Consider the following 18,099-nt stretch of genomic DNA (forward strand, 5'->3'; position numbering starts at 1 on the left):
CCTATATGACCTGCGGAATAATAAGTGTTTTAAGGCGGTTATAGATTGGATGCTATGGCGTACTTCGACTCGCAATGGAGTTCATTGCGGGTGAAGTTGATCGATTGCATCTCCTTCTCGGTGACCTAGATCGCATTTAGGTAGGGGTTTGCGTCGATCTCGCAGCAGAACTTGAGGCCAGTTTGCGTTGTTTCGATCCGATCAGCTGAATAATACCTAATGGCTGACCGGAGGCTTGCCGCGCCAGTTCATTGCGATGAAGGCTGAATATCTGGGAGTTCCTGCGACAGAACGACCTCGGCAATCGCCTCTACGCCACCTGCGAGTCGATCGTCGATGCATGTTGTGTCGCTTGAAACAAACTGATCGCGCCACCCGAGCGCATCCGGTCCATCGCGACGCGCGAATGGGCCAAAACGGTCAGCTCATGAGTCCGCTTTGGTATTACTTGCCAACTGACAATTTTCAATACATCGGTTGCTCATTGATAATTCCCAAAACATTAATTGCCAACTGATAGATTTCATCAATACGACCGGGACTGTGCCGCGCGTTCAGCGTGACCGAGCTTCGAGACAACCGCCTCGACATAGGCGGCAAAAGGTGATTCCTTGCCGAGCAAATTGGATTCGAGACCCATAACCGATGCAACCTTATTCCTATTCGACCTCATATTCGCCGTTCGAGTTGGAAAATCATCTTCCTTCCACAAGACGGCCTCAGGAATTAGCCAACGATCTTGCGTTTACGCTGCGTTGCGTAAACCGCCACAGCTTCAACCTCGCGTTGATGAAGTATATCAATTTTAGTGGCTTTTTAATTACTGGCCAGCATTCAGGCACCCATTGGATAAAATGGATGCTGAGCCATGCCATAGCCCATCACTATGGAGTTCCACCACCGCGATACTTTAATAATGATTCGTCAAATGAGCTAATCGGGCACCCAAAACATCCTCGGCCCTATCCAACATTGCCGCGCATTGCGAGTTCTCACTCAATTCCGCCTTACGCTCTCCAGTGGAACTGGGTGCGCCGCGTGCGTAAGCCACCGCCTTATGCAGTAGTGGTGCGAGACGTACGGGACCTTTTGATCTCGAATTACGAAAAATGGCGGACTACATACAATGTGCCGTTCAGCCATTACGTGGCCGGCGATCCCCTGGGTAAGGCTTATGTCTGCGATGCTTGGTGGTATGTGCGCTTCGCCAATCGCTGGGGTGACATCGCCCAGCGCCACCCAACGGAAACGCTCGTATTGCATTATGAGGATTTCCGTAAGGCTCCCGGAGACGGTCTACGGCGGATTTGCGATCACTTCCAGCTTGAGGTGATGGATGTCGATATAGATGCCGGCGTCGCGGTTGGGTCCAAAGAGATCATGATGCGCCATCAGGATCCAAACATCGACGAAAAGCCGGTTCGGCCGGATGGCCAAGGTGACACCGGCTTTTCCCAAGATGACCTCGCTATGCTAGGCGGCATTCTCCATCGCCACCTCCGCCATGACTTCGGCTATGCGTATTTTGAGCGGCCGCGGGGCTTCACCGGATGAGCTGAGGGCCTGAGCCAGAACGACTGCTTCAATCGTCGGGGGTTCGAGGTTGAATGTGTAGTTCCTCACCGTGGAAGTCTGCGGGCCTATAAGAAAAAAGAGAGAACCTTTTTTCTGGACGATGAACCGCACAATTTCACTGGCTGAGCGACTTTCTAATCTCTACGGTTCGTGGCGTCTTTAGGATTAAATCAGCACAAAGGGACTGCTTTCTGGACTACTCGGCCTGTCTCTAGCTGACTATGCAGCAAATAGGTATTATAGCGAACTTATTCGTCCATTTGATCACACAGTCGCCACGGTTAGCGGACGGATGCAAGTTTGTACTGCGAACACATAAAAAGAGGGGAGCCGCCGATATTCAGGCAGCAATTTTACCGATGAGTCGTATGTTTGTGCGAAAAAGTCTGTGAACGACTGACATTGTACTTGGTTTATCCATAGGCTATCCTTTCAACTCGCCAGCATGGCCTGGGCGCAGGCGTCCAGGATGGCGTCTGTGTCGAGGCCGTATTCGCGGTAAAGGTCGGGGATATCGCCGCCCTGGCCGAACCGATCTGGGCCCAGCGGCACGACTCGCTGGCCGCGCACCGAACCGAGCCAGGCGTGGGTCGCGGGGTGGCCGTCGAGCACGCTGACCAGGGCGGCGCCGCGGGCCAGGGGAGCGAGGATGGTCTCGATATGGGCGGCGACGTCGCGCTGGCCGTTGCGGCGGGCGCGCTGGGCGGCGAGCCAGCCGGCGTGGAGGCGGTCGGGTGAGGTGATCGCCAGCAGCCCGGCGCCGGGTTCCTCGGCGGCCAGTTCGGCGAAGGCGGCTTCGGCCTCGGGGGCGACTGGGCCCTGGTAGGCCAGGGCGATCCGGGCGTTGGGCGCCGGGGGCACCACCCAGTGGGCGCCGGCGATGACGGCTGCCGGGTCCAGGGTGCGCTGTTTCTGCTCCAGCGATCGGGTGGACAGGCGCAGCCAGACGGCGGACCCGTCGGGGCGCTGCATGACGTCGAAGGCGTGGCGCAGCAGGATGGCGAGTTCGTCCACGTGGGTGGGCTCGAAGCTGGCCAGGCGATCGGCGGCCATGCCGATCAGCGGTGTGTTGACCGATTGGTGCTGGCCGCCCTCGGGCGCCAGGGTGATGCCGGACGGGGTGGAGACCAGCAGGAAGCGGGCGTCCTGATAGCAGGCATACAGCAGGGCATCGAGGCCGCGGTTGACGAACGGGTCGTAGACCGTGCCGATCGGCAGTACGCGGGCGCCGGTCATGCCGGGGGCGAGGCCAGCGGCGCCGAGCAGCAGGAACAGGTTCTGTTCGGCGATGCCGAGCTCGATGTGCTGGCCTTTGGGGGACATGCCCCAGCGCTGGGCGGAGGCGAGTTTCGAATCGCGGAACACGTCGTTGCGGGTGTGGCGGTCGAAGATGCCGCGGCGGTTCACCCAGGGGCCGAGATTGGTCGAGACGGTGACGTCGGGCGAGGTGGTCATGATGTGGGCGGCGAGGTCCTTGAAGTCGTCGTTGCCGCGGCCGATCTCGGCGAGGATTTCGCCGAAGCCGCCCTGGGTGGACATTTTCCGCCCCGACAGCCGGGGCAGCGGCAAGGCGGGGGGGACATGCACCGGCGGTGAGGTGAGGGTGCGGCCCTGTTCGGTGAGCGCGGTGCCGAACGGGCAGTCGCGCAGGAAGGCGGCCAGTTCGGGCTCTTGGATGTCGAGGCCCTCGAACTTGTCCCATTCGTGGCCGGGGCGGATGTTCATTTCGTGGCGGAACAGTTCCATCTGTTCCTTGCTCATCAGCCCGGCGTGGTTGTCCTTGTGGCCGGCGAACGGCAGGCCCATGCCCTTGATGGTGTAGGCGATGAAGCAGGTCGGCTGGTCGCCGTCGGCGTCGGCGGCGCGCAGGTTTTCGATGATGGTCTCGATGTCGTGGCCGCCGAGGTTGGTCATCAGCGCGCCGAGTTCGTCGTCGGTGAGTTCGTCGATGATAGCGCGGGCGCGGGAGCGGCCGAGATCGGCGAGCAGCGCCTGGCGCCAGGCGGCGCCGCCCTGGAACGTCAGCGCGGCGTAAAGGCTGTTGGGGCAGTCGTCGATCCAGTCGCGCAAGCCGTCGCCGCCGTCGCGGGCGAACGCGGCTTCCAGCTTGCGGCCGTATTTGATGGTGACGCAGTTCCAGCCCATGTCGCGGAACAGGCCCTCGATGCGGCCGAACAGGCGGTCGGGGACGACGCTGTCGAGGCTTTGGCGGTTGTAGTCGACGATCCACCAGACGTTGCGGACGTCGTGTTTCCAGCCTTCCAGCAGGGCTTCGTAGATATTGCCCTCGTCCAGTTCGGCGTCGCCGCAGATGGCGATGTGGCGGCCGGGGGGCAGGTCGGTGCGGCCGAGATTGTGCAGCCGGGTGTAGTCGGCCATCAGGGCGGCGAAGCTGGTCATGGCGACGCCGAGGCCGACCGAGCCGGTGGAGAAATCGACCTCGGGGCCGTCCTTGACGCGGGATGGGTAGGGCTGGATGCCGCCGAACTGGCGCAGGCTTTCAAGCTTGTCGCGGGTTTGGCGGCCGAACAGGTAGTTCATCGCGTGGAACACCGGGCCGGCGTGGGGTTTGACGGCGATGCGATCCTGCGGGCGGGCAACCTCGAGGTAGAGGGCGGCCATGATCGAGATGACCGAGGCGCAGGACGCCTGGTGGCCGCCGACTTTCAGGCCGTCGCGGTTGGGGCGTATGTGGTTGGCGTGGTGGACCATCCACGACGACAGCCAGAGCAGCTTGCGCTCGAGCTGGTTGAGGATTTGCACGTGGCGTGATTGCGGGGGGGCAAGCGGAGTGATCGCGGTGAGCGGCGCGTTCATGGGAGGCCTCCCGGGCGGTGTTGGCGTTCGCTGATTTTCGCACTGTTGTCGACGGGAGTCACCAGAGGGCGGTTCGAGGTGCGTGCGTGTGTCGCGGCCTGAGAAACCTGCCGCACATCGCTATTTGGTACGATCTCATGATGTGTAAGGTTATTCGCATACCATCGCCTAGTGACGCCCGGCATATCTCATACTAACGCAACCCAACTGTGGAGATTTGTCAGCATGTAATACTGTATATTGTGCAGTAGTACACGCGCATGACTGGCACGATGATTGCTTGGATAGAGTGAGCCGCAAATGACGTACGAATAGGAGACCACGGTTCATGCGTAACCTCTGTCGATCGGCGTGGTATCCGCAAAGGGACTCGGACATCCTGTCGATGTCGTGCGGGAGTTGAGAGAGTGGCGGTCAGTGACGAGGAACGCGGCTATTCCATCGACCGCAAGCGTGTAGCGCTCGCCTACCTGGCGGAGACCGTAATTGTCGCCGCGTCGCTGGTGGGCGCGGGTTTGTTCGCCAAGCAATACGGCCATCAAGACAGCGACACCATGCTTATGATGATGCTGGCGCCGGTGGCTTATGCGGTGGTTGAATTCTGCCGGGTGCCACTGGCGATCTCAATTCGGACCCAAAGCTCATTTCTGTTGCGTGCCGTCGCGGTGCTGGGTGTGCTCGGCGCCGGTTGTGTGACGGTCAAATCGATGTCACAACTTGGTGAGATCATGTTTCGGCCGCGGCTGTACGATGTGGTGCATGCCCGCGAACGGCTGGCCGACGCACAAAGCGCCGCCGACAGTGTCACCCAGCGTATCCGGGTGGCCGACGCCGTGATCGATCAGCGTCGCAACGAGTTAACCGCCGCCGGGCAGCAGCTTGCAGTGAGCACCGAGAAGCTGGGCAGCCTGCCGGAACAAAAATGTCTGCCGATTTCCGGTGTTACCAAGGACGGTCGCGCCTGGAAGAACATGCGCTGTAGTGCCGATCAGCGCATCGCACCGTTGGTGCAGGGCGTGAGCAACGCGACAGCCGATCGCAAGCTGGCCTCGGACCGGCTGGACGAGGCGCGGACTGCGCGTGCCATGCTGGATCCGAGGGTGACCGACCAGACCTTGCGCGACACCAAACTGGCGTATCGGGAGGCGGTGCTGAACTCACAGCTTCATTCTTTCGCCGCGATGGTGTTCGGCGAGCAGCCGACCGAGGTCAGCGATGGCGAAATCCATCAGTTCCTGCGGATTTTCGTCTTTGTTCCAGCAATCGGCTCGGCCTTCGCGGCAACCTTGATCGCGCTGATGTCGGTGCAACGGATCAAGCGGGTCCCACCGCCGGTCGAACTGGTAGACGATGCCGGGCAGTACATCCTGGAGCCGTTCGCCCAGTTGATCATCCGGGAAGCCACTGCTGCCGCGACCAAGGCCGCCGTCGACAGTGTGAAAGCCGCCGCCGACAGTGTGGTGGTGCGTCCCGCGTTCAACAAAGCCTAAGAGGGCATGGTCGTGCTTCTGCGTCCAACGAACAGCAATTCGGGCCTCGCCGCAGCGGTGAATAACCGCATCCGAGCCGACGGCTCAATGATCGCGGCGAAGTCTGCCATGTGGCGTCTGGTCGGCGTCGGCGCGCTTTGCCTGATGGCGGGCTGCGGCATCGGCGCGGCGCTGTTCGGCTACGCCTACGTGGCCGACAGTCGCAGCTCGGCCGAGAAGATGGCGACGGCTTTTGCTGCCGCGCTGGATCACGCCAACCTTGGAACGGTCCGGCTCAATCCGGAATCAGTCGTCAAACTCGATCCGAACGCAACGGTTAAAGTTGATCCGAATGCGGCCTTGAAAGTGGATGCATCGGCCGTGCACATGACAGCCGACCTACCGCATCCATCCGAACGGCAATACACGGGCGGTTCCAACGCAAGAGTCGTCACGGATTACACGATCTTCAAGACTGTCGAGTTTGGCGCTGGAACTGTAATAACCGGCTGGAATTTCACGTCGAGTGAGCAGGACCGACCCAACTCTCAGTTCTGTTATTATGCGGCGCCCAGTGTCGATGGGGTCATTTCGGTTCGCATCGAGCTTGCAAAAGAAGGGCAGTATCTTCCGATAGCGCAGAACAACAGTGCCAATGTTGACACGGCGGCGGCGGTTCAGAAGTGCATCTGGTTTCGGTAGAAACATCGATCATCGGGGAGCTTCTTGGCGGCGTGCCCTGGCGAGCCCGACCTGGGCCGCCAGGGGATCGTCACGCCGGCCTCCGGCAAATCGAGGTCAGCATCGATCCCCGGTGAGGGTCTCGGCCTCCCAGGCGGAGGAGCGGCGGCGGACGGTGATCTCGGGACGGTCGGTTTTCAGCATCACGTAGGCCAGGATGGTGGGGACGGCAGCATATTCCATCGCCTTGACCCGGCGGTGGTCCGAGCGGTGGAGGGGGATAGGACTTCGAACACCACGGTGGGCGAGACGATGTCGCTGTCCTGATCCGGTTCGGAACAGATGATGCTTGCGTCCGGGTAGCGCACCCGACCATGTTGCACCAGGGCGACCGTCAGCCGGGTGGTGATCCAGTTATGGGCGAGACTGCCTCTGGTCATCGCGACCGGCTGGATGCCGTCGAATTCGAACCGCAGGTCTTGCGCCCGTTCCCAGGCCAGGAATTCGTCCACGGTCAGTGGCTTCAGCGATGGGCTCATGCGGTCTGGTTCCATGCACCTGACCGGCGCTGGGGCCTTTAGCAGCGGGATCGGGACCCGCGTTCTACTCCGCCAGATTAGGCGGCGCAGCTACCGGCGGACTGGCGGCTTGCCCTGCGGGGTCAGCGGGGTGGCGCTGAGCGATCCGCCGTGGCGGAGCTTCTCGACCGAGGTCTATATTGGGCTGGCTGGAGTGCGCCCCTGCGGGTGGACAGTTTGAGTTCGTAGATTTGACCCCCCTGATCGGGCTTCTGGAGACTAGAAGCCATGACCAAGCATCGTTCCCATAGTGCGGCGTTCAAGCGGCAGGTAGCCGAGGAATTCATCGCCGGGGAGGCGCTGCATGCGCTGTCCAAGCGCCACGACATCTCGCGCCAGCTGATCCGGATCTGGGTTGGCAAGTTTGAAGCCGGGGCGTTGGATGATGATGTCCAGGCGGCTGACCTGCTTCAGGAATACGAAGCCAAGATCGCAGCTCTGGAGCGGATGGTCGGTCGCCAGGCGCTGGAGATCGAGATGCTAAAGGGGGCTCTCAAGCAGGCACCCCGGCCGAAAAGCGCGAATACCTCCGTCGTCACCGGCCCCGTGGCATCACCGCCCGCCGGGGGTGCGAACTGATGGGGCTGGCGCGCTCGACGTTCTACGACGCACCGCCCATCGCGGCGTCTCAGGACGATCTCGTCCAACGGATCAGCAAGATCTGTGACGAATTTGAGTGCTACGGGTACCGACGGGTGAGTGCGGCCCTCCGCCACCAGGGTATGGTGGTGAATAGCAAGAAGATCCGCCGCCTGATGCGCGAGCATGATCTGCAACCGAAGCGCCGCCGACGGCATGTCGTCACCACCGACAGCAACCATGCCAGCCCGATCTTCAAGAACCTGACCAAGGGCCTGGTGGTCGAGCGCTCCAATCAGCTCTGGATCGCGGACCTGACCTATGTGGCGATCCCGGGTGGCTTCGTCTATCTCGCCGCCATCCTGGACGCCTGGTCGCGCAAAGTGATCGGCTACGCCATCAGCCGATCGATGGATGCCCGGATTGCGATCGCCGCCTTCAAGGCCGCCATCCGCCTGCGTCAGCCGCCCAAGGATTGTGTTCACCATTCCGATCGGGGGGCGCAATACGCGTCGGACGCCTATCGCACTTTGATTGCCGAGTACGGCCTAAAAGGTTCGATGAGCCGACGCGGCAATCCCTATGATAATGCCAAAGCCGAGAGCTTCATGAAAACCTTGAAGGTCGAGGCGGTTTACTTGGCAGCCTATGAAACCTTCGAGGATGTTACCGCCGGTCTTCCACGCTTCATCGACGAGGTCTACAACACCAAACGACTGCATTCAGCGCTTGGCTATCTCAGCCCGGCCCAGTTTGAGGATCAACACACCCGCCAGACGGTCAAAATGCTGGCTTGATTCTGTCCACCCGCAGGGGCGCACTCCAGGCGGTGGTCTATATCGCGTTCTGTTTTGCCATGTCGAAGTACAGCCGCGGGCTGGAGCGTGAGCTCAATCGGTCGCGCGGGCGATGACGGGGGTTTGCGGATGAGTGAGGCGATGGCGCGGGATGATCAGGTGGCGGGGGCGCCGGCAATCACGCTGGACAAGGTGAACAAGTGGTACGGCAGCATGCACGTGCTGCGGGATGTGTCGCTGATGGTGGCGGAGAAGGAGCGGGTGGTGGTGTGCGGGCCGTCGGGGTCGGGCAAGTCGACGATGATCCGCTGCATCAACCGGCTGGAGACCCACCAGAAGGGGCGGATCGTCGTCGATGGCACCGAGCTGACCGACGATTTGCGTGCGCTGGACACGATCCGGCGCGAGGTGGGCATGGTGTTTCAGTCATTCAATCTGTTTCCGCATTTGACCATCCTGGAGAATTGCACGCTGGCGCCGATCTGGGTGCGCAAGATGCCCAAGGCGGAGGCGGAAGAGGTGGCGATGAGTTACCTGCGGCGGGTGAAGATCCCGGAGCAGGCGGGGAAGTATCCAGGACAGTTGTCGGGCGGCCAGCAGCAGCGGGTGGCGATCGCCAGGGCGTTGTGCATGAAGCCGAAGATCATGCTGTTCGATGAACCGACCTCGGCGCTCGATCCGGAGATGATCAAGGAAGTGCTGGATACCATGATCGGGCTGGCCGACGATGGCATGACGATGGTTTGCGTGACGCACGAGATGGGGTTTGCCCGGCAGGTGGCGCATCGGGTGGTATTCATGGATCGCGGCGAGATCGTCGAAAGCGGGGCGCCTGGGGAGTTGTTCGAGAACCCGCGGACGGAGCGGTTGAAGCTGTTTTTGAGCCAGATATTGCGGGGGCATTGAGGCGGGGGCGCTGGCGGCTCGCACCGGCAGCACCAAGACGTACGCGGTCGCGCGGGCTTTACGCAACGAGTTGCAGCGGCTGGACGATGCGATGTCGCTGCGCGAGCGGTTGCGTCCGGTTCAGGTGCGCGTGGCGTCGCGGCCGGCCACCGGGCTGGACGCCGACAAGGCGTTCTACGACGAGCTCAGCGGCGAGGGGTGATGTTCGTCGATGCTTCCGCCATCGTCGCCATTCTGACGCAGGAGCCGGAGGCCGAGGCGCTGATCGATCGGCTGGAGCGCGCGGTGGGTCCGATCAGTTCGGTGATTGCGGTGTTCGAGGCGGCGCTGGGGCTGTGCCGCAAGAGCCATGTCAGCGTCGAGGAGGCGGAGGCGGATGTGGACGAGTTTCTAGGCAGTGCCCGGGTGACGCTGGTGCCGGTCGGGGCGGGGGAGGCGACGACGGCGTTGGCTGCGTTTTCCCGCTACGGCAAGGGTCGCGGGCATCCGGCGCGACTGAATATGGGGGACTGTTTCGCTTACGCGGTGGCGAAGGGTCATCGGGTTCCGTTGCTGTACACGGGCGACGAATTCAGCAAGACCGATATTGGGTAGGAATGATCCGACGCGGGCGCGCGGTTATTGTTTGGGGGATTGTTGCATTTCGCGGCGGGCATCCTCGATCAGGCGGCTTTCGTTGCGGTGAATGAAGATGATGGCGGCCAGCAGGGCGGCGGCGCCGATCACCGCCATGGCGATGCCGACCGGTCCGCTGATGCGTTTGGCGGCATCGCCCAGGGCGTAGGCGCCGAAGCCATAGAGCGATGTCCAGGCGAGGCCGCCCAGCGAATTCCACAGCAGGAAGCTGTGCCAGGGCATGCGGTTGGCGCCGGCGAGCAGTGCGGCGAAGGTTCGCAGGATAGCCACGAAACGGCCGAAGAAAACCACCGCGGCGCCGTATTTGCGGAACAGGAAGCGGCCGAGTTCCAGCCGGTCCTCGGACAGTCCGAGCTTGCGGCCCCATCGTTTGAGCATGCGGAAGCCGATCCAGCGGCCGATGAAATAGCCGATCTGATCGCCGCAGATCGCCGCCGCTGCGGCTATGGCCACCAGCAGGACGATGTCGAGATGGTGGGTGCTGGCGGTGTAGAGCGCGGCGGCGATCATCAGGCTCTCGCCGGGCAGCGGCAGGCCGATGCTTTCCAGCATGATGATGACGAAGACAGCGGTGTAGCCGTATTGCTGGAACAGGCTGTCCAGCAAGTGCAGCGGCAGCAGTGACATTTCGGGACGGCCCCTGGGTGTCTGCCTGCGGTATCAGGAATTTGGGCGGCGGGGAACGGGGGGAATTTTGCCCAGGGCTTGATTTGCGATGTCGTTTGGCCGGGTGGTCACGTCGAGTATCAGATCGCCGGCTGGCTGGCTGTCCGGTTTGTTGCCGTAACGGACTTGAAGGCGGAGGCAAGCTTGTCCGAGGTCAAGGGCAGTGGAACGAGGTGGCAGTGGCGCAGAGCTGTCAGACCGTCGGGATCGAGTTTGTCGGATGTCGCGCTGATGACGATGACCGGCATGGCGGGGCGGACGCGGGTGAGCGAAGCGACAGCCTCGACCTGCGCCGAGGGGTCGCGGATGTCGATAACGGCAAGATCGAAACGATCGGGTGCGGCTTGCATGGCGGTCCGCATATGGTCGACGTCGTAAAAACCAACCGGTTCGTATCCTAGGGCCGCGACGACTTCCTCGTCGTGCAACTGTCGGTAGAGATCGCCGGCCAGCAGCAATACGGTCTCGCCGTTGCCGAACAGTTGGGCGTTCGACGGGACCGCGACAAGATCTGCTGCTCGCAGCAGCCAGACTTCAAATCGGCTGCCTTCGCCCGGGGTGCTTTCCACATGCATCGTGCCGCCATGCTCTTGGACGATGTCGCGCGCGGTTGCGAGGCCGAAGCCATTGCCGTCGGAGCGTGTGGTGAAAAAGGGCTCGAAGATGCGGGCCATGGTTTCGGAAGCCATGCCCCGGCCCAGGTCGGAGACGGTTAGTTGCACGTAGCTTCCCGCCGCCAGGCGTCCGTGGCTGAACCGGCGTTCTTGCGGCAACGCCGGCAAATCAAGGGTCAATGTCACGTCGCCATGAAAGTCGATCGCCTGCGCGGCGTTGTTGCAGAGGTTGATGATCACCTGCTGTAGCTGCGCCGGTTCACCGGTCACCAGGCAGCGGCCTTTAGACGGGCCATCGGCGGCGATTCGGATTTCCGCGGGCAGGGTCCGCGTAAGCTGGTCGACGGTCTCGGCCAGAAGGGATGCCATGTCGATGCAGTCGCGGCGGATAGCGCGCTTGCGTCCATAGTTGAGGATCTGCTCGATAAGTGTTCTCGCCCGCTCACCTGCCTGGCGAATACCGGAGATCTGCTGGGCGAGCTTCGGGTCGGCGGGGGCGGAGTCCTCCATCATTTCGGTATAGCCCAAGATCGTTCCGACGATATTGTTGAAGTTGTGGGCGACGCCACCGGTGAGGGCGGCGACGGTTTCCACTTGTCGCGCGCGCTGGACGGATTGCTCCAGCCGAGCGCGGTCCCGCGTCAAGAGTTCACGGCGGACGGCGTTGGCGATGGCGTCGAATGCCATTCGCAACAGCGTAAGCTCGGGCGGGTTGCCATCCTGCCTTGGCCGCAGGCGATCCAGACCCAGCAGGCACGAGATCCTGTCGCCGTCCTGGGTTGCGATGGCTGTCCAACTTTCGACGCCGGCTGAACCCAGCGCTTTTTTCATCGGTCCGTCTGGCAGCGTGTGTCGATCGCCGATGTGGGTGACACCGTGTTCGGACGGCGAGAGGTCAGCGGCGAGCCGTGCCGCGTCGTGCGGCCAGTCGGCCTGGTAGGGGACGTCCGGCTTGGCCCAGATGAAGGTTTGCGCAGAATCGCCGAGCACCAGGAAATAAGCTCTGTCGGCTGCTTCCAGATCGGCGAGTTCCGCCAGCGCCAAGACGACGAGGTCGGCAAGTTCGCTCCCGGTCGAACTGATGAAGCGCACCGACAGAGACGCAACGGCGCGTTCGAATGTGACCCTTCGCCGCGCGGCGAGACGGCGGCGATGAAGGTGGGTGCCGAGATTTATGACTTGGACCAGCAACAGAAGTGAGGTCGCGTAGAGCAGGATGCGGAATCGGGCCGCCCGGGTCGCACGTGCCTGCTGGGCGAGCGCGATGCTGGAGGAAGCCTGCATTTGTTGTTCTGCCACCGGCAGGCGGAGAATATCCTTGAGAACAGTGTCGGTCGCGGGAAGCAGATTGCGAAGCAGCCGGCCATAGGCAAGCAGTGCCGCGGCTGGATCGGCCAAGTCGGCGGGGACCGGTTGCGCCGCGAACAGGCCGAGTTGATGGCTGACCTCTTGCACGGCGTCGGGCGAGGTGTCGAGCGTCAGTTGCAGCATCGCGGCGCTGAGATTATTCACCGCCTGGGTCAGGGAAGGGGGCGCGGTCGGCGCCTGCAGCCGGCGACTGAACACCTGGAAATAGGCCAGCGCATTCTGCAGCAGCGCATTGTCGGATTTGAACGTTTCGTCGAGAGATGCTTGACGCGCGGTGAGGCTAGCGAGTGGGGTCGGATTGTTCATGGCAGCCGTCCGCATCCGCGCCAGCGCGGCATCGATCAGCGATGTGGCCTGATTCACTGGATCGTAGTTGCGCAGCAGGCCGGCGCGCAAACTGAGAAGATCGCTATGCAGGGCGCTTTCATTCAATGCGAAGTCGTTCAAAGCCGCGCTTGCGGCTTCGAGGTCAGGCCGGTGGGATGTTATCCCGATCATCGAGCCGGCCAAGGCGAGCAACAATGGCGTGGTCAGGATGACGGACGTTCGCGGCGTCATTGGGCCGGCTTCCGCACCGGCGACCCATTGTAGTCTCCGGTAAGCGTCTGGAGGAACGCGACGATTTCCTGATCCTGTTGGTCGGTCAAGGTCCGGTTCAGTTGAGCGGACGCCATTCGCCGCACGGCCTCGGCCAATGTCTGGGCGCTGCCGTCATGGAAATACGGAGCGGTCGTGGCGACGTTGCGAAGCGATGGAACCCGCAGCAGAATTGAGCCGGAGTGGGTCAGCGGGTGGAAGATGCCCGAGCGCTCGAACAGATTACCACCGACGTTGGCGCCTTGATGACAGTCGATACAACCCATCGACCGGAAGACATGGTAGCCTTGCAGTTCGACGTCTGAAAGTGCTGAGGTGTCGCCTTCAAGCCAGCGATCGAAGCGGCTGGCGGGGGTTGTCAACGATCGCTCGAAGATGGCAATTGCATCTACAAGGTTGTTGCGATCGGCCGGATGGCCATAGGCTGCTTCGAAGCGGGACTTGACGTCGGCGGCCTGATTGAGCCGATCGGCGGCCTGTTCGGGGGTGTTTGCCAGTGTTTTGTGGGCACGCAGTGCGCTGACCACCTGATTTTCCAATGAAGGTTGGTCGCCAGCCCAATCCAGGCGGAAGTTGAGAGCCGCGTTGAAAACGGTTGGCGTGTTATCCGGCAGGGGCACGCCGGAGACCTGGTCAAATCGGCTTCCGCTGGCACCGTTTGTCCGCAGATCGTGGCACGAAGCGCAGGCCAGCTTGCCGGTGCCGAACAGGCGCGGATCGTGAAACAGCGCATCGCCTAGCGCGAGCTTGAGTGGATCAGCCGCCGGCGGCTGGGGTGTCGGCGTGATCGGTTGCTGTAAAGTTTCTGTTGATACCGTTGCGCCGAGATTTATCGCGGGCGGAGTGCCCCGATACGCCAGCAGCCATAACCATCCGCCGCATGTCAGACACACGAGCGCGACACTTACAACGGTAAACCAACGATCAACCCGGCGCCACATGATCATATTGACGAGTGGTCCTTTATTTGTCGACGGTCTTCAACCCCAGGCGGAGCTTGGCGAGACAGCTCGCGTTGTCAAATTGAAATCGGCTGCAAATGTAATAATCAGAGTGTTTTTACCGCACCGACAAATTTGTATCCGATCCCCCGTTCGGTTTGGATCAACTGTGGTGTCGTGGGCTCGGCTTCGAGTTTGCGGCGCAGGCGCAGGACCTGCACGTCGATGCTGCGGTCGAAGATGTCCTCGTGCACCCGCGTTGCCTGCAACAGGTGTTCGCGACTCAATGGCCGGCCGGGTGCTTCGAGAAACGCCACCAGGAGGGCGAATTCGCCTTTTGTCAACGGAATCGCCTCGCGCGACGGATTGCGCAACTCGCGCCGGCGCTGGTCCAGTTGCCAGCCGTCGAAGTCGTATCCTTGGGTCTTTTCGACGGTGCGAGCCAGCCGGCCGCCTGCCTCTTGACGGCGCAACACCGCGCGGATGCGTGCCAGGAGTTCGCGCAGGCTGAACGGTTTCGCCAGATAGTCGTCGGCGCCGACCTCGAGGCCGATGACCCGATCGACCTCGTCCTTGCGATGTCCGGTGATGATGATCACCGGTATATCGGATTGGCGGCGGATATCGCGCAACAGATCCAGGCCGTCGTCCTGATCCAGGCGAAGATCGAGGATTATGAGGTCCGGGGCGTGAACTGCAAGCTGCTGCACCATTTCGCGGCGGCCTGACGCGCAGGCGACCGCGATATCCTGCCCGGTGAGATAGTTGGCCAGCATCTGCCGCATACCGGAATCGTCTTCAACGATCAATATAGAGCAGGAGTTGGCGCCCCCGTTCATTGGCATCACCTCAGCGGCCCCGGCAAGGCGCCCGCTCATCGATCATCCATGGTCATTCCGCAGCGTTGCTCGGTCTGCCGAAAAAGGCGGAGCGCATATAGTGCGGAGCTGGTTCCCGCACAAGGCGGATACGGAATCCGGCGATACGCGGGAGAAATGCTGCTGATATTGCAGGCGTAACGCAAAGATCCGGGTCTGCAATCCGCTTGTAGGCGCAGACGGGGAAGATCGCTCCGATCACCAATGGCAACGGAGAGATCGAGATGCGGCCAAGCAAGTCTGAACGAATGCGCTTTCGACCGAGCAGGGGATTGCGCGCCCTGCGATGGGCGGGTCACGCGATGGGGCGGTTCGAGAGGCTGTGCCTTCGCTGTCTGAGAGCGGCCGGGCAGGCATTTGTCGAGGGTGTCACCGCTTACGCCAGCTCGATGCATGGGGTTCCGAACCCGCTTCAGTTCAACGCGCGGCCTGACGAAACCGTTTCGGGGAGAGGCGCTGACGGGTCGGCGGACATCATGACGTCGCACTATCAGGAGATCGACGAACTGATCGCCTGGCTGGAGGCGCAGAGCGATCAGGCGCGGTACCGGCTGGGTGAGACGGATATCGCGCGTGGCGAGTGGCTGACCCAGGCGCGGGCCGAGACCGACAGGACAACGTGAGCCGTTTGCCGCGCCCGCCCCGATCGGGTCGAGCCGTGCGGCGGAGATGTAGCGGGTGTTCGAAGGGAGCGTTTGGACGATGAGGAATCTTAAGCTGACTGGCGCGGTGTTGGCCGCGGTGGCGATGGCGCCGGGGGCGCCGACGCTGATTTCGGCGTGGTGGCACCAGGGATGGCGCTGGCAGGCAGAACTGCCCGCGCCGCCGGTCGATGGGTGGCATGGAGCCGAGTTGGATGGGTTTGGATGGGAAGGCAGGGCGGCGGTCATTGACGCTGCTCCGCCCGTCATTCCCACCCCGTCCGTGGTGGTCGATACCGCATTGTCGTTCTGCCCGACCAAGCTTGCATCGACCAAGTTGCGGGGTGGCGATCCTTGCGAGGACTGACTTTGCTACGGCGGTAACGCAATCCACCGAGGCCGAAATGGGCTCGTAATCCAGCAATTCTACTAAGGACCTTTGACGGAGATTTCCAATGCAACAGACTCAGTCCTGCGACCATCAGTCCCCGGACCATCAGGTTGCGGTTTGGCTTTCGCGATTCGAAGAGCTTCTATCGAATCATCAACTAGAGGCGGTGATGGAGCTCTTCCTGGTTGATTCGTTCTGGCGCGATATCGTGTCGTTCACCTGGAACATCCATACAGCCGAGGGGCGGCAGGCCATAGATGAAATGTTGCGAGCTTGCCTGGATATGGTGAAGCCAGCGAGCTGGCGGCCCAATGGTCCGGCGCGCGAGGTAGACGACGTCGTTGAGGGCAGCTTCGACTTCGAAACCGCGGTCGGCCGCGGCAGCGGCATCCTACGACTGAAGGATGGACGCTGCTGGACGATTCTGACCACGCTTGTCGAGCTGAAGGGGCATGAGGAAGCGATCCGCCACCGGCGTCGGATCGGACTGGCGGTTGAAGAATATCACCATGGCCGCGAAACATGGCGCCAGCGCCGAGAGCGCGATGGCAGTGAAATTGGCGTCGCGCGGCAACCTTATTGCCTGATAGTCGGTGCTGGGCATTGCGGCCTGGCACTCGGTGCGCGGCTGAAGCAGTTGGATGTTCCAACGCTTCTGATCGATCGTCTGGAAAGGCCGTCGGATGTGTGGCGGAACCGCTACGACACGCTGGTGACCAATTCGCCTGCCGCAGCCGATCATATGCCGTATATGCCGTATCCCGAGAATTGGCCGGCGTTCCCATCCAAGGATCAGGTTGCCAATTGGCTCGACGCCTATGCATCGATCATGGAGCTTGACATCTGGTGTGGCACCGACTGTCGCCGAGCCGTGTTCGATGAGGCGTTGGACGAATGGAGCGTCGAGGTGGTCCGGGATGGCCGAACCATGACTTTGCGGCCCAAACAACTGGTTTTTGCGACCGGATTTTCCGGGCCGGCAAATGTCCCGGAATTTCCCGGCGCGGAAAGTTTCGCGGGCGAGCAGATCCATTCGGCGTCCTTCCGCGCGGGTCATGACTACAGCGGCCGGCGATGTGTTGTCATTGGTGCTGACGTGTCGGGACACGACGTATCGGCGGCGTTGTGGGAGGCTGGGGCCGATGTCACTATGGTGCAACGATCTCCGGTGATCATCATCCGGCGTGATTCCCTGATGAAGATCTTCGCGGAGCTCTATTCCGACGGGGCTGTGGATCGTGGGATGACGCCTGAGGCGGCCGATCTGATGCTTGCCTCGCTGCCGTTCCGACTTATGGCTGATCAGCACGCCAAGATTTTCGCCGAAATCATGCGGCAGGACTCGGAGCATTACCGGCGGTTGGAGCAAGCCGGTTTTCTGCTCAGCGATGGCGAAGACCATTCTGGATTTCTGCCACAACTGTATCGACGCGGCGCGGGGTATTATGTGGATGTCGGTGCTTCGAAGCTGATTATCGATGGCAGCATCAAGCTTCGCAGCCGGGTCGGCATTGAGGCCGTTACCGAGCGGGGAGTGTTGTTGAGCGACGGGACCGAGTTGCCTGCCGACGTCATCGTCTATGCAACCGGTTTCGATCGAGCAAAGAATGCAGCGTGGGAGATCTTGCCTGACGAGGTGCGCAAAGCGGTCGGCAGGACTTGGGGCTACGGTTCGGGTGTTCGCGGCGATCCCGGTCCATGGGACGGTGAATTGCGCAACGTGTGGAAGCCGACCCGGCAGCCCGGTTTATGGTTCGATGTTGGCGGGTTCTTGCACTCCCGGTTCTACTCGCGCGCGCTGGCGTTGCAGATCAAGGCGAGGGAGGTGGGTATCGCCACGCCGGTGTATAAAATTCCGAAGACGCATTGCGCCGAATGAGCGGTCGGTGGGTCTTGGGGGACGGGTTGGGGATGGGGGGGAAAGTGGTTATAACTCGGGACCCCGGGCGAGTTGCGGTTACAGCG

Annotated in this window: 17 protein-coding genes and 1 pseudogene; 12 read left to right on the plus strand and 6 right to left on the minus strand. The window is 61.8% G+C overall.

Annotated features, from left to right (window positions below; all coding sequences use genetic code 11):
- Window positions 1-645 precede the first annotated feature (645 nt).
- Complete coding sequence (locus ACQY4Y_RS13915) at window positions 646-1,554, plus strand: sulfotransferase domain-containing protein (protein WP_428491210.1); 909 nt, start codon at window positions 646-648, stop codon at window positions 1,552-1,554.
- Window positions 1,555-2,007: 453 nt separating this feature from the next.
- On the opposite strand, the gene ACQY4Y_RS13920 is transcribed toward ACQY4Y_RS13915, so the two are convergent.
- Entirely contained in the window at window positions 2,008-4,392 is a 2,385-nt protein-coding gene (locus tag ACQY4Y_RS13920; RefSeq protein WP_428491211.1) for a 1-deoxy-D-xylulose-5-phosphate synthase N-terminal domain-containing protein, read from the minus strand.
- A 407-nt stretch (window positions 4,393-4,799) separates the two neighbouring features.
- Here ACQY4Y_RS13920 and ACQY4Y_RS13925 point away from each other — a divergent pair, with 407 nt between their 5' ends.
- Both ACQY4Y_RS13925 and ACQY4Y_RS13930 read left to right on the plus strand, forming a co-directional pair.
- Window positions 4,800-5,882 (plus strand): hypothetical protein, encoded by a 1,083-nt coding sequence (locus ACQY4Y_RS13925; RefSeq protein WP_428491212.1) that lies wholly within the window; start codon window positions 4,800-4,802, stop codon window positions 5,880-5,882.
- Window positions 5,883-5,888: 6 nt separating this feature from the next.
- Window positions 5,889-6,563 (plus strand): hypothetical protein, encoded by a 675-nt coding sequence (locus tag ACQY4Y_RS13930; RefSeq protein ID WP_428491213.1) that lies wholly within the window; start codon window positions 5,889-5,891, stop codon window positions 6,561-6,563.
- Window positions 6,564-6,745: 182 nt separating this feature from the next.
- Here the strand turns inward: ACQY4Y_RS13930 and ACQY4Y_RS13935 are convergent, their stop codons facing one another.
- Window positions 6,746-7,081, minus strand: coding sequence for a Uma2 family endonuclease (locus ACQY4Y_RS13935; protein WP_428491214.1), 336 nt, complete (start codon window positions 7,079-7,081; stop codon window positions 6,746-6,748).
- A 267-nt stretch (window positions 7,082-7,348) separates the two neighbouring features.
- Here ACQY4Y_RS13935 and ACQY4Y_RS13940 point away from each other — a divergent pair, with 267 nt between their 5' ends.
- The 5 genes from ACQY4Y_RS13940 to ACQY4Y_RS13960 all read left to right on the plus strand — a co-directional run bounded on the left by ACQY4Y_RS13940 (window position 7,349) and on the right by ACQY4Y_RS13960 (window position 9,996).
- Window positions 7,349-7,699 (plus strand): transposase, encoded by a 351-nt coding sequence (locus ACQY4Y_RS13940; RefSeq protein ID WP_428489847.1) that lies wholly within the window; start codon window positions 7,349-7,351, stop codon window positions 7,697-7,699.
- Window positions 7,672-8,496 (plus strand): IS3 family transposase, encoded by an 825-nt coding sequence (locus tag ACQY4Y_RS13945; protein ID WP_428490752.1) that lies wholly within the window; start codon window positions 7,672-7,674, stop codon window positions 8,494-8,496. The genes ACQY4Y_RS13940 and ACQY4Y_RS13945 overlap by 28 nt, the downstream gene beginning before the upstream one ends.
- A 141-nt stretch (window positions 8,497-8,637) precedes the next feature.
- Window positions 8,638-9,402 (plus strand): amino acid ABC transporter ATP-binding protein, encoded by a 765-nt coding sequence (locus ACQY4Y_RS13950; RefSeq protein ID WP_428491215.1) that lies wholly within the window; start codon window positions 8,638-8,640, stop codon window positions 9,400-9,402.
- Window positions 9,403-9,412: 10 nt separating this feature from the next.
- A complete protein-coding gene (locus tag ACQY4Y_RS13955) occupies window positions 9,413-9,604 on the plus strand; it encodes a type II toxin-antitoxin system VapB family antitoxin (RefSeq protein ID WP_428493641.1) in 192 nt (63 codons plus the stop codon).
- Window positions 9,604-9,996 carry a type II toxin-antitoxin system VapC family toxin gene (locus tag ACQY4Y_RS13960; RefSeq protein ID WP_428491216.1) on the plus strand — a complete coding sequence of 131 codons (393 nt, stop codon included), beginning with the start codon at window positions 9,604-9,606 and terminating at the stop codon, window positions 9,994-9,996. The genes ACQY4Y_RS13955 and ACQY4Y_RS13960 overlap by 1 nt, the downstream gene beginning before the upstream one ends.
- Before the next feature lie 24 nt (window positions 9,997-10,020).
- Here the strand turns inward: ACQY4Y_RS13960 and ACQY4Y_RS13965 are convergent, their stop codons facing one another.
- From ACQY4Y_RS13965 to ACQY4Y_RS13980, 4 genes are all read right to left on the minus strand, one after another.
- Window positions 10,021-10,665 carry a DedA family protein gene (locus ACQY4Y_RS13965; RefSeq protein WP_428491217.1) on the minus strand — a complete coding sequence of 215 codons (645 nt, stop codon included), beginning with the start codon at window positions 10,663-10,665 and terminating at the stop codon, window positions 10,021-10,023.
- Between the two features lie 119 nt (window positions 10,666-10,784).
- On the minus strand, window positions 10,785-13,244 hold the full coding sequence (locus ACQY4Y_RS13970; RefSeq protein WP_428491218.1) for a two-component system VirA-like sensor kinase: 2,460 nt from the start codon (window positions 13,242-13,244) through the stop codon (window positions 10,785-10,787).
- Entirely contained in the window at window positions 13,241-14,230 is a 990-nt protein-coding gene (locus ACQY4Y_RS13975; protein WP_428491219.1) for a cytochrome-c peroxidase, read from the minus strand. The genes ACQY4Y_RS13970 and ACQY4Y_RS13975 overlap by 4 nt, the downstream gene beginning before the upstream one ends.
- A gap of 101 nt (window positions 14,231-14,331) precedes the next feature.
- On the minus strand, window positions 14,332-15,102 hold the full coding sequence (locus ACQY4Y_RS13980; RefSeq protein WP_428491220.1) for a response regulator: 771 nt from the start codon (window positions 15,100-15,102) through the stop codon (window positions 14,332-14,334).
- 476 nt (window positions 15,103-15,578) lie between these two features.
- Here ACQY4Y_RS13980 and ACQY4Y_RS13985 point away from each other — a divergent pair, with 476 nt between their 5' ends.
- From ACQY4Y_RS13985 to ACQY4Y_RS14000, 4 genes and pseudogenes are all read left to right on the plus strand, one after another.
- Complete coding sequence (locus tag ACQY4Y_RS13985; protein ID WP_428491221.1) at window positions 15,579-15,725, plus strand: hypothetical protein; 147 nt, start codon at window positions 15,579-15,581, stop codon at window positions 15,723-15,725.
- A gap of 79 nt (window positions 15,726-15,804) precedes the next feature.
- Window positions 15,805-16,110, plus strand: coding sequence for a hypothetical protein (locus tag ACQY4Y_RS13990; RefSeq protein WP_428491222.1), 306 nt, complete (start codon window positions 15,805-15,807; stop codon window positions 16,108-16,110).
- Window positions 16,111-16,417: 307 nt separating this feature from the next.
- Window positions 16,418-17,260, plus strand: a pseudogene (locus ACQY4Y_RS13995) (NAD(P)-binding domain-containing protein); the annotation flags it as partial.
- Between the two features lie 69 nt (window positions 17,261-17,329).
- Complete coding sequence (locus ACQY4Y_RS14000; RefSeq protein WP_428493726.1) at window positions 17,330-18,013, plus strand: hypothetical protein; 684 nt, start codon at window positions 17,330-17,332, stop codon at window positions 18,011-18,013.
- The last annotated feature ends 86 nt before the right edge of the window (window positions 18,014-18,099 follow it).

The sequence above is a fragment of the Rhodopila sp. genome, from assembly GCF_965277165.1.
Lineage (GTDB): Bacteria > Pseudomonadota > Alphaproteobacteria > Acetobacterales > Acetobacteraceae > Rhodopila.

Bases quoted from the DNA above. Each gene is read 5' to 3' on its own strand.
- ACQY4Y_RS13915 (WP_428491210.1), top strand. From the start codon at position 646: ATGCAACCTTATTCCTATTCGACCTCATATTCGCCGTTCGAGTTGGAA.
- ACQY4Y_RS13920 (WP_428491211.1), bottom strand. From the start codon at position 4,392: ATGAACGCGCCGCTCACCGCGATCACTCCGCTTGCCCCCCCGCAATCA.
- ACQY4Y_RS13930 (WP_428491213.1), top strand. From the start codon at position 5,889: ATGGTCGTGCTTCTGCGTCCAACGAACAGCAATTCGGGCCTCGCCGCA.
- ACQY4Y_RS13935 (WP_428491214.1), bottom strand. From the start codon at position 7,081: ATGAGCCCATCGCTGAAGCCACTGACCGTGGACGAATTCCTGGCCTGG.
- ACQY4Y_RS13940 (WP_428489847.1), top strand. From the start codon at position 7,349: ATGACCAAGCATCGTTCCCATAGTGCGGCGTTCAAGCGGCAGGTAGCC.
- ACQY4Y_RS13950 (WP_428491215.1), top strand. From the start codon at position 8,638: ATGGCGCGGGATGATCAGGTGGCGGGGGCGCCGGCAATCACGCTGGAC.
- ACQY4Y_RS13960 (WP_428491216.1), top strand. From the start codon at position 9,604: ATGTTCGTCGATGCTTCCGCCATCGTCGCCATTCTGACGCAGGAGCCG.
- ACQY4Y_RS13965 (WP_428491217.1), bottom strand. From the start codon at position 10,665: ATGTCACTGCTGCCGCTGCACTTGCTGGACAGCCTGTTCCAGCAATAC.
- ACQY4Y_RS13970 (WP_428491218.1), bottom strand. From the start codon at position 13,244: ATGACGCCGCGAACGTCCGTCATCCTGACCACGCCATTGTTGCTCGCC.
- ACQY4Y_RS13975 (WP_428491219.1), bottom strand. From the start codon at position 14,230: ATGATCATGTGGCGCCGGGTTGATCGTTGGTTTACCGTTGTAAGTGTC.
- ACQY4Y_RS13980 (WP_428491220.1), bottom strand. From the start codon at position 15,102: ATGAGCGGGCGCCTTGCCGGGGCCGCTGAGGTGATGCCAATGAACGGG.
- ACQY4Y_RS13985 (WP_428491221.1), top strand. From the start codon at position 15,579: ATGACGTCGCACTATCAGGAGATCGACGAACTGATCGCCTGGCTGGAG.
- ACQY4Y_RS13990 (WP_428491222.1), top strand. From the start codon at position 15,805: ATGAGGAATCTTAAGCTGACTGGCGCGGTGTTGGCCGCGGTGGCGATG.
- ACQY4Y_RS14000 (WP_428493726.1), top strand. From the start codon at position 17,330: ATGAAGATCTTCGCGGAGCTCTATTCCGACGGGGCTGTGGATCGTGGG.